We start from the raw sequence: 14746 nt of genomic DNA, 5'->3' as shown, positions 1-14746 counted from the left end.
TTTATGTTCAACCCAGCTAACGAAACCCACTTCAGCCTCAAGGTCGAAGACTACGTCGGCGACCTGCAAGTGCTGTCGTTCACCGGCACCGAAGGCATCAGCCAGCCGTATCGCTTCGACCTCGAACTGGTCAGCGAAAACCCTGATCTGGACCTCGAACAACTGCTGCACAAGCAGGCGTTTCTCGCATTCGATCCTCAAGGCTCGGGCATCCACGGCCAGATCTACCGCGTCGCTCAGGGCGATGCCGGCAAACGCCTGACCCGCTACAAAGTGTCGATGGTGCCGCAACTGCAATATCTGCATCACCGCACCAACCAGCGCATCTACCAGCAGATGTCAGCGCCGAAAATCATCGCGCTGATCCTCGAAGAACACGGCATCAAGGGCAACGCTTACAACTTCCAGCTCAGCCAGCCGTGCCCGGATCGCGACTACTGCGTGCAGTACGACGAAACCGACCTGCACTTCGTCCAGCGCCTGTGCGAGGAGGAGGGGATTCACTATCACTTCCAGCACAGCGACAAAGGCCATCTGCTGGTGTTCGGCGACGACCAGACCGTGTTCCGCAAACTCGGTCAGCCTACCGCGTATGTGCAGGGCAGCGGCATGGTCGCCGAAGAACCGGTGATCAAAGGCTTCAAACTGCGCCTGGAAACCCGCACCAGCCGCACCACACGCCGCGACTACGACTTCGAAAAACCGCGCCTGCAAATGGAAGCCGCCTACAAACCCGAAGGCGAGAGTACTGAGCCGGATCTCGAAGACTACGACTACCCGGGCCGCTTCATCGACCGCGCCCGTGGCAAGTTCCTCAGCCAACGCGCCCTAGAACGCCATCGCGCCGACTACCGGCAGGCCGAAGGTCGCGGCGACCAGACCAAACTGGTCAGCGGCCACTTCATGGAACTGTCCGACCACCCGCGCAGCGAGTGGAACGACCTGTGGCTGCTCACCGAACTCTTCCACGAAGGCAAACAGCCGCAAGTCCTCGAAGAAGGCGTGACCAGCGACACCACCGACAACAAAGACGACTTCCACCAGGGCTACCGCAACACCTTCCTCGCCACCCCGTGGGACGTGTTCTACCGCCCGGCGCTGCAGCATCCGAAACCGCGCGTACTCGGCAGCCAGACCGCCATGGTCACCGGCCCCAAAGGCGAAGAAATCCACTGCGACCAGTACGGCCGCATCAAAGTCCAGTTCCACTGGGACCGCGAAGGCCAGGCCGACGACAAAACCAGCTGCTGGCTGCGCGTCTCCAGCTCCTGGGCCGGCGACCGCTACGGCGCCATCAGCATCCCGCGCATCGGCATGGAAGTCCTCGTCACCTTCCTCGAAGGCGACCCCGACCAACCGCTCGTCACTGGTTGCCTTTACCACAAGGAAAACCCGGTGCCTTACGCACTGCCGGCTAACAAGACTCGCAGCGTGTTCAAAACGCTTAGCTCGCCGGGTGGTGGTGGGTATAACGAACTTCGTATTGAAGACAAGAAAGGTGCGGAGCAGATCTACATTCATGCGCAGCGCGATTGGGATGAGAACGTCGAGCATGACCAGAAGATTCGGGTCGGGAATGAGCGTCATGACACGGTGGTTAAGAACACCTACACCGAGCTGAAGGCTGAAGAACACCGCACCACGATTGCCGACCGCAAGATTGAAGCGAAGCTGGATGATCACCTCACGGTTGGGCAGAACCAGCATGTGAAGTTGGGGACTGCGCAGCTCACCAGCGTGGGGAAAGAGATTCACCTCAAGGCTGGGGACAAGATCGTTATTGAGGCGGGGACTGAGCTGACCATCTTGGGTGGTGGGAGCTTTATCAAGCTTGATGGCGGTGGGGTGACGGTGGTTGGGCCGGTGATCAAGATCAATGCCGGTGGCTCGGCTGGCTCCGGCACGGGGATCGGGATTAAACCGCCGGTGCTGCCGGGGGCGGCGGATAAGGATAAGGCGGGGAGTTTGATGGATCAGGCGTTGTTGAATGCGCCGGCATCTACTCCGCCAGCATCGGAGAAAAAGAGCTTCCGTATTCAGATGAAACGTCCCTATGACAAAAAAGGTATTGCTGGACAGCCCTATACGCTGGAAGTGGATGGAGTGACCTACAAAGGCACAACTTCTAGTGAAGGGTTTGTTGACCAGCCAGTTCCGCCCGATGCGAAGAAGGGCAAGCTTACTTTTTATCCTTTTGGCGCAGAATCTCAGCCATGGGTATGGGAGTTGGACTTGAAAGCTCAGTCGGAAGCCTCGGACGTGAAAGGGCTTCAGTCCCGCCTTAAAAATCTTGGGTTCTATGATGGGAAAATCGACGGTGAAAATGGCCCGAAAACGAAGCATGCCACCCGTTGTTTCCACCGTTCTTGTGAGTTGGCAGACAAAGATTATCTTTCTTCCAGCGATATTAAGCGTCTTGAAGAACAGCATATTGCATAAGGGAATGAGCAATGATTTACGGTAATTTTGATCTCCGTCGAGGTGATCATGATGGAAAACCTGAGCAAAACAAGCCCCCTCGTTGGGCTGGAAATGATAATCCAGTGTTATCTGTAGTCACTGCAGAAACAGCAGCTGCATTTCTCGGTACTAGCGCAGCTCTTGGTGTTTCAGAGCATGTAAGAAAACTCCAGGAAGACTTGATTACTTTGGGGTTCTCCATTGTGGGGACACCTGATGGAGGGTTTGGTAGTCATACTGAGTGGGCAGTCAGAGAATTTCAAATATATGCGTCCATGGCGCAAGTTGCTAAAGTTAGAGAAGAAAAAAAAGGGCAACTGCTATTGGATTCTGCAGGTTCTCCAGTAAAAGTTAATAACATGGATGTGTATTTCGATAGCTCTGCATCTATAGTGGCAAAGGCTGGAAAGTCTGCGACAGTAACCGGTGAGACAGTCGGTCCTGTTAGTTATTATGTTGATAGTCTTCAGTCTGTCGCTAACTCTTCGATTTATGCCGGCCCAATAAGCGGTGTAGTAAACGAGCTTACTCGAGCTGCAATTGAATATTGGTTGAGCCATGACTACAGATGTCCAGTAGTCGTTGAGGCATGGAATAATACTGCAGCCGGAGTTCGAACTGATCTAGCCAGCAATGGATGCAATTTGTGGGCGCATAATAGTATTGCTAGTAATGCCCCGCGAGTATTTTTTAGGGATTTTACTAGCTATTATGACTATCCTGATACACATAGTAGGCTAGAGTATCAAACTCTTGGGTATTATGAGCCTGGCGGTTTCGGTGGACCTAATACGGCAAAGAAGCATAGTTGGTCGCCAGAGGCGGAAATGTCAATCTTGAATCTTTATGACTCTGCCTATAACGCTGCTGAGGCGAATAGCGCCAAGATATCGACATATCGAACTATGCGTGTGGTGGCTGAGGCTGAATGCTATGGGCGATTTGATGTATTGAACGCTTGGGATAATGCGCTTATGTCTGCCGGACCATGTCACTGGACGATGGGGGTATTTTCGACGACAAATTCAGCGTATGCGCCTGGAGAATTACCTGGACTTATCGCATATGTTAAAAATTTGAATCCTGAAGTTTTTAACAAGGCTTTCGGAAAGTTTGGGTTAGATACCGTTCTCCAGTGGGGAGAGGCCGGACTATATTTCCCTGGAGTACGTACATATAATACGTGGATTAAGCTTAGCACCGAAACTGACTTTGAGGCGTTGCCGACTACAAAGGAGGGTGCGAATTATATGAAAACATGGCACTGGCATTATAGATTTAGTATGGCGGGTCGAACCATCGGGGCCTACCGTAAAGCTATGTGGAAGCTGACAAAACTTCGGTTGAGTAAGATATTGGATAGAGAGGTCAAATTTAGAGTTTCCGGACATGAGGTGGTCAGCACTCTCGGAGCGGTTTTTACTTCAGAAAAATCTGTGGCTATTTTGCTCCGTTGGCACGTGTATCGTCCCGCTTTTGTTGTTACTAACGCGTCGCTCGTTGTTCCGGCAATTCAATTTGTAATTGACTCAAACTCTCAAGTAAATTGGGCATTGCCAGTTGCTAGCTGGGGGGACACGCATGAGACGTTGTTAACCAATGAGATCCAGAGACGGCTTGCTGCTCTGAACGACTCCATCACTAATGCGATTCAGTATGGTACTAATCTTCCGCAGGGTGCGGTCCGGCCGGGCAGAAACTCCTTCATTATGGATGTGTAACTTATGAAATATTTATTGCTGTTGATTGGTTTGCTACCCGGAATTGCATGGTCTTCTGTGGGAGATATCTGTAATCCAGAACAGGACTCGAAAAGTTTTATTTCTGATTGGAATCTTGGTAATAGTAAAACAAAAGTATTGTCAATGCAGGATGGAAAAGACTTTTTAGTTGATCACGGCAGTATTGTATATGCCGGTGACTTGAATAATGACGGTAATGACGATTTTATTTTTGAAGCGTCAACAGGCGTTGGTTCAAGTGGTGATCGAGTGTTTAGCTTCCTGCTTCAATGTCATGGCTATCTTAAACCACTCGGTGCTTCGTACTTTGCCAAAGTTGAAGTCCTGGAGCCGGAAAGTGAGCAAAAAAACGTATTTAAAGACATAAAAATTTATTCTTATAAACGAAACTCAAACGGGAGTATCCAGCGAAAAGGTGGTGAGCCTCTGATGACACCTCATATTTGGCACTTCAATCCTGACTCTCAAAAGTATGAGGGGGAGTCTGAATAAGGTAGATGTATTCTAAAACCAAAAAAGGGAGCAGGTTTATTTTAATGCGCTCAGCGGCTTTGATTTTGGTGAGATGTTTAAATAAATCCCTCCCGTTATGGATAGTTTAAATGAGATTTTTCTGGGTGCTCGCGTTTTTTGCGAATACTGCCAACGCTGCCCCTGTAGATATATGTGCTCCGGCAGATGGTGCTAAATATTTTTTATCCCAGTGGACGGAAGGTGTACGTGATTTTGATTTGCTTTCTCGAATTGAAGATGAAAAATTTTCAATTGAGGAAGGAAAGGTTGTCACTAGTGAAGATATCAATGGTGACGGAGTGAAAGATTTTATTTTTCTTTCATATTCAAGTGCCGGGTCGAGCGGTGATTTTATTTATGAATTTCTAATTCAATGTCGTGGCTTTTTAAGAAGCGTTGGTGGTGAGTATTTTGCTGATGTGAAGGTTCTCGATACTCATCCAAAAGATAGTCTATTTAGAGATATTAAAATCTACTCTTATAACAGGGATAAGCAAGATCAAATTATGCACAGGGATGGTAAGCCAATAACAACCTCTCATATTTGGCATTTTAACCCGGAAACTAAGCTGTATGAAGGCGAGTCACGGTAGCGCATAGAGAAAATGGACTGTTGTATTCTATGTAAATAGTTTGAATAAATTTGATAGATTTGTTTGTCGAGTGAAAAGCAGTGAAAAAAATGAGGGATCTAATCGTCCCCCCTTTTTACTGCATAAATAAATTTGTCCGCTCGTTGATAATAACTCTGCATTTTCTACTTGAGAGGTCGTTTATCGTTAACGAGTTTTGATAAATATGAAAAGTCATGTTTTTGTTTTTTGCGTTATTCCCTTTCGCCGTCCACAGCGCAGTCACCAGCGAATCACTCTGCTTTGAACTATCCGTGTGGGAAATGGGGACAGACCACGGTTTTAGTAATTACCCGAAAACGTGGTCTGTCCCCTTTTTTTCCCAAACGATATAGGTATGAGGATCGATGCAAATCCATTGCTGGTTGAAACAGATGTGTATGCGATTGTTGCGTCAGGTAGCTGGTTCTGGAAAGATAAACATATTGGGCTTATTGCAGATGATAGTTCGCTGGATATTGACTTGAAGATTCGGAAGGTCACAAAGGTTATTAATGCTGGTTTGGATAAACTGAACCTTAGGAATTCATATAGTAAAGAAATTATAGAGATTATAAATACTGATTTTGGTGGGTGTGCAGGATGACAATTAAAAATAGATTGCGCGTATTTTTTTCTGCTTTTCTTTTTTGGAGTTCGTACGCTGTTTCTTGCGCAGCTCCTGGGGATGTGAGTTACCCGCCTTTTACGGTGGATGGAGGCATGATTATCGTAAGCCCCGTTCCGGTTTTAGAGGATGAGGGAAAGCAAAACCCAGAGATGGGATTGGGGTTGAGTTTTCTGAATTGCTCGACCGGTACGTTGAGGTTAATTGCGAGGCTGCCTTATGTTGCGGATCCGGGCGAGGTCAGAGATATCTTCACTGAACAAGTAGAGGGTGGAGACCGGAAGCTTTTTGTGATTCATAGTGCGCCAATTCGTGCTTTTACTGGAGCCGTTTATGGAAGCGATTATTTCAGTGTTATGGTTTTCCATAAAATTGGAGATACTTATTCTGCTGATAAAGTTCTGACGGGTTATTTTGGAAGTGGAGCCGATGTTTTGGCTTCTGATGAAGATCAGGCAAAATCTGTTTATACATATCCCTATAAAACTCGAGATTTAATTTTGGCTCAACTGGTATCCAAAAATTATCTAGGCTGGGCTAAGGGCGAGTTGACGGATTTAGTTATTAATAAAAAGACTTCTATCTACTCTCTAACCTCCCCGGCAAGCGTCACTAAAATGTACTTGGTTAGTGGGGATAAAGTGAAGCAGGAATCTATTTCGGCAGGGTGGATTTCAATTTTATATATAACGAAGAAAGGAAAAGAGATTAGAGGTTGGGTGCCATGTGAGAATGTCGATGGGTGCTAGTGTGCTGAGTGCGAAGTGGTGTAGATCATGTAAATGGTACTGCTAATTAATCTGATCTTATTTCTATTCTTTTCTGCAGGATTAAATGAAAGGTAACTGCATTGGGCGGTCACCGCTAGGTTCAGAAATTCGATAGGTATACAGGCTGAGAATGGGTGCAAACCACGTTTTATTAATGATAAGAAAAACGTGGTCTGTCCCATTTTTATTCAAGTGGGAGTAGGGCGAGCGCATGCCATTCAAAACTCTGGCGCTATCACTGCTCGGGCTGCTGTGGACAGTGCCGGTGTGGGCCGAAACCACGACGTTTAGCCCCATCCAAGGCGTCGAAGCAACATTGGTTCTCGAAGGTTCCACGCTGAACGTCTCGGTTAAAGTCGCGGCCCATAGCGAGTTGAAAACCATCGTTTTTCAAGCGGAAAAACCGCTGCATATGCAGATCGGTGATTTCAATTTCGACGGTATGAAGGACTTTTCTGTCTGGCAAATTGATGACGGTATGGGCTCTTACTCCTACTTCCGAGTGTTCATCTACCAACCTGAGACAAACCGTTTCGAAGAGGCTCAGCCAAATTGCGGCGATGGCTTCGTCAACCTGCGCGTAGACAAAAAGCGTAAGGCGTTGCTCAGCACTTATTGGGGCATGAACGGGCCAGAGCAATGCATTACCCGATTCACCAAACGCAAGACCTGAATGGCTCAAGGAAGAACACTGTTGAAACGATTTTTTGCGGTACCGATTTGCGGTATGACAACACGGAGGCTGAATCAGTGGCTTTCTATCGCATTGTTGAGCACCGGCCTGTGCACAAGCGCCTTCGCCTCTACTGAACAGCAATGCCCGGCTAACAACTTCGCTGACTTCGTCAAAATCTTTTCATCGGACTCGGCGGTACAGAAAGCGTTTACCGCGTCGCCGATTAAGGCAACTCATGTCGTGGCTGAAGGCAACATACCCAAGGTTGTCGTGCGCAGCGTCAAGCATTTGCCCGCCGATGAATTGAGCGTGCTGGGTACGGAAAATGCTGCCGCGTTGAGCCTGTCTACCGAGATCGCGTTTCCGAACAGGGTGGTCGTGCGTGATCAGCAGGGTACTTTCTTGAAGATTTTCGTCTTCAAACACAGCGACTGCTGGGTGCTGAACAGTGTTGAAGACTGGACGCTCGAAGCGGTGATGGATGACGTGGCTCGAACAGATCGCCCTTCACCTGGTGAGCGCGAGTTGAAAAAAGGCGTGATGTTCGATCGGCTGGTCAACAAGGCATCTGGAGAATCCGGTGTCTCTTTGTACGCGGCTGCGCTGGACAGCTATGTGGACGGCGCCCGCAAAGGTTCGGCCCAAGCGGCGATAGCAGCTGCGGGGATCAGTCTTTCCGGGCAGGCACCGCGATTGCCGAATGAACAGATTCTGAAGCTCATGAATCAGGGATTTCAGAGCAATCCCGACGATGGCGTGTTCCTCTCCTTGTTTTACTGCGATGAGGGTGAGTACGGCAATGACAAGGCCTGCATCGATCCGCAAAAGTCGATGGCGACATTGGAAAGCGCCGCGCTACGAGGCTCTACCCACGCACTCCTGCGATTGGGTGAAGTCTACGAAACCGGCACTGTCGTCGCTGCTGATCTACCCCGCGCAATGGCCTGTTACCGCGAGGCCAGCAAGACCGAACTTAAGTGGAGCCCTGCTGCGGTCGAGCGTTTGCTGGTCCGAGGCGTCGTTATGGACAGCTCAATTGAATGTATTGGCGCAGGTGGCACTCAGTGAATGTCGCCCGTTTGATGTTCTTTGCATTTATGGCGATGTCAGTCTCGTCAGTCAGCTTTGCCCAAGATGCGGATTGCGAGGCCGTGGCCGGGCAACGTGCCGAGTGCGCAGAAGAAGCGATGAAGGCTGCGGCTCGCGTGCTTAATGACCGTTACGAAGCACTGATTGATAGAGCAGGGTCTCGGTATATTTTTCAATACCAGTCTCGGCATGAAGAGCATAAGGCGTTTCTGGATCGACTGAAAAACTCCCAGCGGGCGTGGATAAAGCTGAGGGATTCGAACTGCAGGCTTGAGGGGTTTGAGAATGAATGGGACAAGCCATCCTATTCTGCAGATCTGAATAGGTGCACCGCGAAGATGAGTCTGGAGAGAGCTTTATATTTGGACGGCATCCTTCCGGCACATTGATGTTGTGCTGATTAATGTTTTTGCTTGGTTGGGTGGTGATATGGAAATGCGTAAAAGGGCCATTCGATTGAGCGTGCCCCAAGCTTGTTTCACCTGGGTGTTCTCGTTTTGCGCGGGACTTCTATCACAGACAGTGTTTGCTCAAGAATCCACCTGCGCGTTTCACGACGTCCAGTCAACGCTCGAAGTGGTCAGTTGTCTCAGCGAAGGCGCCGTGGAAGTCCTGAAGCTGGCGCCACGCAATCATCCAACTTATGAGAATGATGTAGATCGCCTCCCAACATTTATCGTGCGGGGTAATGATCTCAACGAGGTCAAGAAAACGGTGGGAATGAGTGCTTTGTCGTCGCCCTACAACTTGCTCGTCAAGTTGCCGGATACTGAGGGAATCATGTATTTCGATCAGTTGCCCGAGTCAGCCACTAAAAAACTGGCAAGGCCAGGCTGGGTACTGATTGATGCGCGGGATGTCGTGTATGAACGACAGGGTGGCGGGGAAGGTTTTGCACTTGTATGCAGTACCCACGAAAAAGCAACCGGCTCTGTATATGTAGTCGTCACGCAATGTAGTGACTTTTACGAAGAGGATATTGGCAGGTTGAAGGATTTACTCAGCGTGATCGACGCTCACACCGTGCGATAGCGGTCACTGAACGCGATCAATCGCTTATCTTCGAGCGACTGATGCCCCGCGTTTTCCTTTAAACTCCCCACCCCCAAGGAATGCGCTCAGGACACGGAATGCCAGCCCCCTCGATCTCGCTTCGCCCCGCGTTAGTGCTCTGGTTATACGCCGCCGCAATCGTGCACATTCTCGCCGGTCTCACCCTGACCTGGGCCGGGCATTCCGGTTTACTCGACGGCTATCTGCAAGTTCTCGAGTTGGCATTCTGGGGCGCCGACGCAGTACCCGCTGCCGGCCACGAACAACAAGTCTGGTGGCTCGCGCTGTTCGGCGCGACGCTGCAAAGTTATTCGCTGTACATGCTCGCGCTGGTGCACATCGGCAATCGTTCGAAAGCGCCGATGGTGTGGGGCTGGTTGATGGCCGGCATCCTGTTATGGGCGCCGCAGGACATGTGGCTGTCAGCGCAACAACAGGTCTGGTCGCACCTGTGGCTCGACGGTTTTGCGCTGCTGGTGCTGTTACCGCCGCTGGTCTGGCTGTATCGCCATGACCGCAAAAAATCCCTTCCAGAAATAGCACCGAACGAGTCCAACCCGTTTGCCGGCGGCGCCTACAAACGCGTGCTAATCACCGGCGGCACCGGTTTTATCGGTGAAGCCTTGGTCAATCAATTACTCGACGCGGGCCACTCGGTCAGCGTTCTAACGCGCGATCCGTTGAGCGCGGCCAATCTATTCAACGGCCGCGTCCGCTGCGTGCATTCGCTCAGCGAACTCAGCCACGACGAAGCCTTCGACGTAATCATCAATCTCGCCGGCGCGCCTGTCGCCGGCCCACGCTGGACTCCCAAGCGTCAGGCGCAACTGCTCGCCAGCCGAGTCGGCACCACCGAAGCGTTGATGACCTGGTTGAAGAACACCAAGCACAAACCAGCTCTGTGGATTCAAGCCTCAGCCATCGGCTACTACGGCGTACGCGATGCCAGCGAAAGCCTCGACGAACACGCCAGCAAGGGCGACGGTTTCATGGCCGAACTCTGCGCGCGCTGGGAAGCCGCCGCGCAACCAGCCACCGAGTTTGGCGTGCGTCGGGTGGTGCTGCGTCTCGGTGTGGTGTTCGGCCCCGGCGGTGCGTTGACGCCGTTGCTGCTGCCGTTCCGCCTGGGCTTCGGCGGGCGCATGGGCGACGGTCGGCAGATCATGAGCTGGGTGCATCGCGACGATGTGCTTCAGGTGATCGCGCGGGCTTTCAACGACGACACTCTGCGTGGCACCTACAACATGATCGCGCCCGAGACGGTCAGTCAGGCAGCGTTTGCCGAGCAGGCCGGCAAGGTCCTCAAGCGTCCGGTGTGGTTGCACATTCCCGCCGCGCCAGTGCGTTCAATGGCGGGGGAGATGGCGCAGTTGTTCTTCGACGGTCAGCGCGTGGTGCCGCAGCGTTTGACCGAGGCTGGCTACACGTTCCGCTATCCAACCCTCGACGCCGCTCTGCGCGATCTGACCTGAGGATCGCTCATGAGCAAGCCCTTGATGTACCTGCTGGCCGGCAACGGCAGCGCTGCCGATTGGTGGGACGACGCACTGCCGCACTTCCAGCGCTACGACGTGGTGCCGCTGGAGTTGCCGGGCTTCGGCGCGAATCCGCAGCCGCCTTGCGAGGATCTGGCGGACTACGCGCAGATCTTGTTGGCGATGACGCAGAAGGGCAGCGCGATCATGGCGGTCGGGGTCAATGCCTTGCTTGTATTGCATGCGTTGCAGCGTCGGCCCGGACACTTTTCCCGCAGCGTTTTGTTGGCGCCGGTCGGTGCGTTTTTGTGGCAGCGGCGCTTGCCGGCGCTGATGTCGCCGCTGCTGATTCGCAAGACCATTCACTGGCTGCTGTCGAACAAACCCACGCTGTTCGCGCGCAAGTTCTCCAACCAGACCTGGACGCCCGAGCAGTACCAGCGCATGGGCGCCGGTTATGCGCGCTGCCGTGCGTTTGTGCCGCATTGGGATCTGATTCGCGCCGACACTGCGCTGCCGCTGCTGGAGTGGATCACCGATCCGGTCGAGCTGGTTTGGGGCGATCAGGACGCCGTGCTCGGCATCGAGCAAGCAGCGGCATGGTCGGCGATTCTCGCCCGCGCTGATCTGACCATCAGCCTCAAACCCGGTTGGGGTCATTACCCGTGGATCGACTCGCCCGCGCAGTTCGTGCAGTGGCTGGAGTCGGGCGAGCGCGGGTTTGTCGCGCACACCAAGGGCGGGCGTTTGCGCCTGGCTGAACTGGCGCGGCAACCGGTGCCGGCGGCACTGACGCTCAACGATTGCAGCGATCCGCGTCTGCCGACGTTTCTCGCCGCCCAACCTGATGTGACCTGGGCGGTGCGCTCCTCCAGTTATGGCGAGGATCAGGCCGATTCGGCGAATGCCGGTTTGAGCACCACCTATCTGCGCGAGCCGACCGCCAATGTGCCGAAACGCATCGCCGAACTGACGGCCGAAGGCGTCGAGGAAGTGGTGGTGCAACGCTTCATCACGCCGGTAGTGTCCGGGATAGCTTTCGTGCGACATCTCTCGGTAGAACTGGAGTGGGTGGAAGGCCATCTCGAATCGCTCGCCGACGGTCACGTCAGCCCCTCGCGAGCAACGCTTTCGCGGCTCGGTGATGCTTGGCGCAGCGGCACGTTCACGCCGTCCCACGGTTTGACCGAAGACCTGCTCTGGCGTTTTCTGCAAGACGTACTGCGCGTGTTCCACTACGTGCCCGGCGACGTCGAATGGGCCTGGGACGGCTCACAACTGTGGCTGCTGCAATACCGGCCGATCAGCGACTACGGCTGGCGCCGGCACCTGACTGCCGCCAACATCGCCGAGATCCTGCCGCCGCAACCGAGCGTGCTGGTGGAATACGCCCAGCGCCGCGCGGCAGCGAGTATCCCGGCAATCATGGCGCGTTGGGATGCGCGAGTGCTGCAGGACAACGAACCGTTCACCGCAGTGTTCGGCGGCGCGTCCTACATCAACAATGATCTGTTTCTTGCCCGGCTGGCCGACTGGGGCATCAGCGCCAGCAACTACGCTGGTGAAGTCGGTGGCGCGACTCCGCATCTTCCGTGGCAACCGCTGAAGATGCTGCGTTCGTTGCCGCTGTTTTTGCGTATGCAACGCAAGGCTCGCGGGCATTTGCTGAATCTTGAAAACGGCTTGCACCGCTTCGATCGGGAGCTGGCTGAACTCGTCGCCCAAGCTGCCGATGGCCAACAACTCGCAGACTGGTTCAGCCGGTTTTACGTGTTCGTGGTGCAAGGCAATCTGTGTATCGCCACGGCGCTGGCCAGCAGCGGCGGTGATTGGCTGGGCCGCCCGCCAACCGCTTACGACAACCTTGAAAACAGCCCGCATCGATTGCCGTGGGAAACTGATCCGGCCACCCCTCGGCCCGCGTCGAGCGATCTGCCGCTACAGCCATTCCCGCAATGGTCAGGGCTGATCCGCCTCGCGCATTCGACCGGCCTACCGGGCCTGCGCGGTTACTACCTGCAAGTGCGCGAGTGGTACCGCGACAACCTCATGCGCATCTTCTTCCGTCTGCATCACGCCATGCCGCTGGCGGATCGCGAACACTGGTTTGCACCGCACCCCGATGTGCGCACCCGCGATGGCAGCTTTTGGCAGGACGGTCGCGAAGGTGCGGAGCAGGCCACCGGGTTCATGATTTATCCGGGGCAGGTGCAAGGCATCCTCGGCGCCGACATCCTGCTCGAAGACACCCTCGATCCGGGGCGGCACGCGCATTACCAAACCGCGCGGGCGGTTATTGCCCGCATGGGTGGTCGCTTGTCCCATGGCTCGACGTTGTTGCGCGAATTGCGCAAACCGTCGGCGGTGATGCCGCAGGTGGATCCGGCGTGGGTGGGGTGTGAGGTGTTGTATCGGGATGGTGAGTTGCAATTGATTAATTCGAAGGATACGAAGTGAAACTACGATACCTCCGCGAATTGATCTTTGGTCTGGTCGTGCTTTTACAGGTGGGTTATGTGACCGCCGCAGCTGCTGTGTTGGTCGGTAACGAGCCCGGCCAGTCGCCGGTTGCGCAAGGCCCGACCGAGACAGTTGTAGACATGGGTTCGTGTCGGTTCTCCATGCCGCTGCTGCAGAACCAATGGCTGAAGTTCGATGATTTCTATTCGGTATTTATCGCAGCCAAACAACTGCCCAAACCGTCCAGCGCCCCCAGCTTGTGGCAAGCGCAGACGTCGAGTGGTGCCGACTGGCACTTCGAGAAACACGGTGAACTCAGCCAGCCGTGGTTTGGTTTGATGTGTGAAAACTCGGAGTACTTTTCGCTTCTCACCGACTGGAAACCCCCGGTAGACGATGCGTTTGCGGTGCAAGTCCTGCGTGACGACAACGACCGCAGGTGTCCGGCGACTCGTACCGATCAGGGCTGGGTGCCCAACTCTCTGGCGGGTCGTGCGAGCACCTACAACTTCGAACAATGGGGCGGGGAGAGCTCTTCGGGTTTCATCTTCGGTTTCCACGACAAGTCACGACGGCACATTACCCGCATCGCTTTTTGCTTGCTGAGGGGCAAAGACGTGCTGATCGGCTCGGCGGAATCGGGTTCATCCACCCCGTTGGCGATCAGCAACGAAGGATTCGAACAAATCAAGAAAGCGGTGCGCGGCATTGCCTTCGAATGAACATCCCCAAAATGCATTACGTCGACGGAGCTACAGCGTGAAAGGATTTTCGGTTCTTCTCGGCAGCTTGATATTGGCTGCCGCGTCCATGGCATTCGCTGCCGATCCAACCTTCAAGGATTACACCATCACGCCAGTTTTTACCGGCCCCAACCATAAGCTGGTGCCGCAAGAAAACAGCAGCCCAATGATGGACCAAGCACGGGTGCAAGCCCTGAAAGGCAAGGTCAACTTCGCCGGCCATTACATCCTGCACAGGCTCGGCTGTGGCGGTAGCGCCATTTGCGGCGAAGTGCTGGACGCTCAGACCGGTGAAGTGGTTGGCGGTCTGCCGAATGCTTACGACGGCAGCACGTTCGGCATGGTTTTCCAGCCCGACAGCAGCTTGATTATCGTGTCCGGCATCACGCTCGACGGCGAAGAAGATGCCCAAGGGAATGCTTTGGAAAGTGGTAACCGGGACCGTTACTACGAATTTGTGAAAAACGAATTCCGGCTGCTGAGCATGACCGACGTGGAATCGTCGCCGATGGATGAGGAGTGAGTG

General features: G+C 53.5%; 14 protein-coding genes. All 14 read left to right on the top strand.

The genetic code is table 11. From position 1 onward, the window contains the following. Window positions 1-3: 3 nt before the first annotated feature. Complete coding sequence (gene tssI / locus CKW14_RS06785; protein WP_095125037.1) at window positions 4-2439, top strand: type VI secretion system tip protein TssI/VgrG; 2436 nt, start codon at window positions 4-6, stop codon at window positions 2437-2439. Window positions 2440-2450: 11 nt separating this feature from the next. After that, complete coding sequence (locus CKW14_RS06780; protein ID WP_095125036.1) at window positions 2451-4181, top strand: peptidoglycan-binding protein; 1731 nt, start codon at window positions 2451-2453, stop codon at window positions 4179-4181. Between the two features lie 3 nt (window positions 4182-4184). Further along, a complete protein-coding gene (locus CKW14_RS06775) occupies window positions 4185-4694 on the top strand; it encodes a hypothetical protein (RefSeq protein WP_256587187.1) in 510 nt (169 codons plus the stop codon). Window positions 4695-4804: 110 nt separating this feature from the next. Next, window positions 4805-5308 (top strand): hypothetical protein, encoded by a 504-nt coding sequence (locus tag CKW14_RS06770; RefSeq protein ID WP_095125035.1) that lies wholly within the window; start codon window positions 4805-4807, stop codon window positions 5306-5308. Between the two features lie 376 nt (window positions 5309-5684). Continuing rightward, window positions 5685-5933 (top strand): hypothetical protein, encoded by a 249-nt coding sequence (locus CKW14_RS06765; protein ID WP_176471259.1) that lies wholly within the window; start codon window positions 5685-5687, stop codon window positions 5931-5933. A 116-nt stretch (window positions 5934-6049) separates the two neighbouring features. Continuing rightward, window positions 6050-6703: a hypothetical protein gene (locus CKW14_RS06760; protein ID WP_095125034.1), complete on the top strand. Its 654-nt coding sequence runs from the start codon at window positions 6050-6052 to the stop codon at window positions 6701-6703. 232 nt (window positions 6704-6935) lie between these two features. After that, window positions 6936-7397: a hypothetical protein gene (locus CKW14_RS06755; RefSeq protein WP_095125033.1), complete on the top strand. Its 462-nt coding sequence runs from the start codon at window positions 6936-6938 to the stop codon at window positions 7395-7397. A 21-nt stretch (window positions 7398-7418) separates the two neighbouring features. Continuing rightward, on the top strand, window positions 7419-8468 hold the full coding sequence (locus CKW14_RS06750) for a sel1 repeat family protein (RefSeq protein ID WP_077575059.1): 1050 nt from the start codon (window positions 7419-7421) through the stop codon (window positions 8466-8468). Beyond that, complete coding sequence (locus CKW14_RS06745; RefSeq protein ID WP_158559171.1) at window positions 8465-8878, top strand: lysozyme inhibitor LprI family protein; 414 nt, start codon at window positions 8465-8467, stop codon at window positions 8876-8878. Before CKW14_RS06750 ends, CKW14_RS06745 begins: the two co-directional genes overlap by 4 nt. Before the next feature lie 40 nt (window positions 8879-8918). Further along, window positions 8919-9521 (top strand): hypothetical protein, encoded by a 603-nt coding sequence (locus tag CKW14_RS06740; RefSeq protein WP_139353641.1) that lies wholly within the window; start codon window positions 8919-8921, stop codon window positions 9519-9521. 98 nt (window positions 9522-9619) lie between these two features. Further along, window positions 9620-11014 (top strand): TIGR01777 family oxidoreductase, encoded by a 1395-nt coding sequence (locus tag CKW14_RS06735; RefSeq protein WP_095125031.1) that lies wholly within the window; start codon window positions 9620-9622, stop codon window positions 11012-11014. A gap of 9 nt (window positions 11015-11023) precedes the next feature. Continuing rightward, window positions 11024-13474 (top strand): alpha/beta fold hydrolase, encoded by a 2451-nt coding sequence (locus CKW14_RS06730; RefSeq protein ID WP_095125030.1) that lies wholly within the window; start codon window positions 11024-11026, stop codon window positions 13472-13474. After that, a complete protein-coding gene (locus CKW14_RS06725) occupies window positions 13471-14199 on the top strand; it encodes a hypothetical protein (RefSeq protein WP_095125029.1) in 729 nt (242 codons plus the stop codon). The genes CKW14_RS06730 and CKW14_RS06725 overlap by 4 nt, the downstream gene beginning before the upstream one ends. An 88-nt stretch (window positions 14200-14287) precedes the next feature. Then, entirely contained in the window at window positions 14288-14743 is a 456-nt protein-coding gene (locus tag CKW14_RS06720) for a hypothetical protein (RefSeq protein WP_176471261.1), read from the top strand. Window positions 14744-14746 lie beyond the last annotated feature (3 nt).

The sequence above is a fragment of the Pseudomonas sp. Irchel s3a12 genome (assembly GCF_900187485.1).
GTDB lineage: Bacteria > Pseudomonadota > Gammaproteobacteria > Pseudomonadales > Pseudomonadaceae > Aquipseudomonas > Aquipseudomonas neuropathica.
This window is presented reverse-complemented; position numbering and strand designations above follow the sequence as displayed.

Excerpts from the sequence above, each read along its gene's own strand:
- CKW14_RS06740 (WP_139353641.1), top strand. The coding sequence starts at position 8,919 with ATGGAAATGCGTAAAAGGGCCATTCGATTGAGCGTGCCCCAAGCTTGT.
- CKW14_RS06770 (WP_095125035.1), top strand. The coding sequence starts at position 4,805 with ATGAGATTTTTCTGGGTGCTCGCGTTTTTTGCGAATACTGCCAACGCT.
- tssI (WP_095125037.1), top strand. The coding sequence starts at position 4 with ATGTTCAACCCAGCTAACGAAACCCACTTCAGCCTCAAGGTCGAAGAC.
- CKW14_RS06760 (WP_095125034.1), top strand. The coding sequence starts at position 6,050 with ATGATTATCGTAAGCCCCGTTCCGGTTTTAGAGGATGAGGGAAAGCAA.
- CKW14_RS06720 (WP_176471261.1), top strand. The coding sequence starts at position 14,288 with ATGGCATTCGCTGCCGATCCAACCTTCAAGGATTACACCATCACGCCA.
- CKW14_RS06735 (WP_095125031.1), top strand. The coding sequence starts at position 9,620 with ATGCCAGCCCCCTCGATCTCGCTTCGCCCCGCGTTAGTGCTCTGGTTA.
- CKW14_RS06775 (WP_256587187.1), top strand. The coding sequence starts at position 4,185 with ATGAAATATTTATTGCTGTTGATTGGTTTGCTACCCGGAATTGCATGG.
- CKW14_RS06765 (WP_176471259.1), top strand. The coding sequence starts at position 5,685 with ATGAGGATCGATGCAAATCCATTGCTGGTTGAAACAGATGTGTATGCG.
- CKW14_RS06755 (WP_095125033.1), top strand. The coding sequence starts at position 6,936 with ATGCCATTCAAAACTCTGGCGCTATCACTGCTCGGGCTGCTGTGGACA.
- CKW14_RS06780 (WP_095125036.1), top strand. The coding sequence starts at position 2,451 with ATGATTTACGGTAATTTTGATCTCCGTCGAGGTGATCATGATGGAAAA.
- CKW14_RS06730 (WP_095125030.1), top strand. The coding sequence starts at position 11,024 with ATGAGCAAGCCCTTGATGTACCTGCTGGCCGGCAACGGCAGCGCTGCC.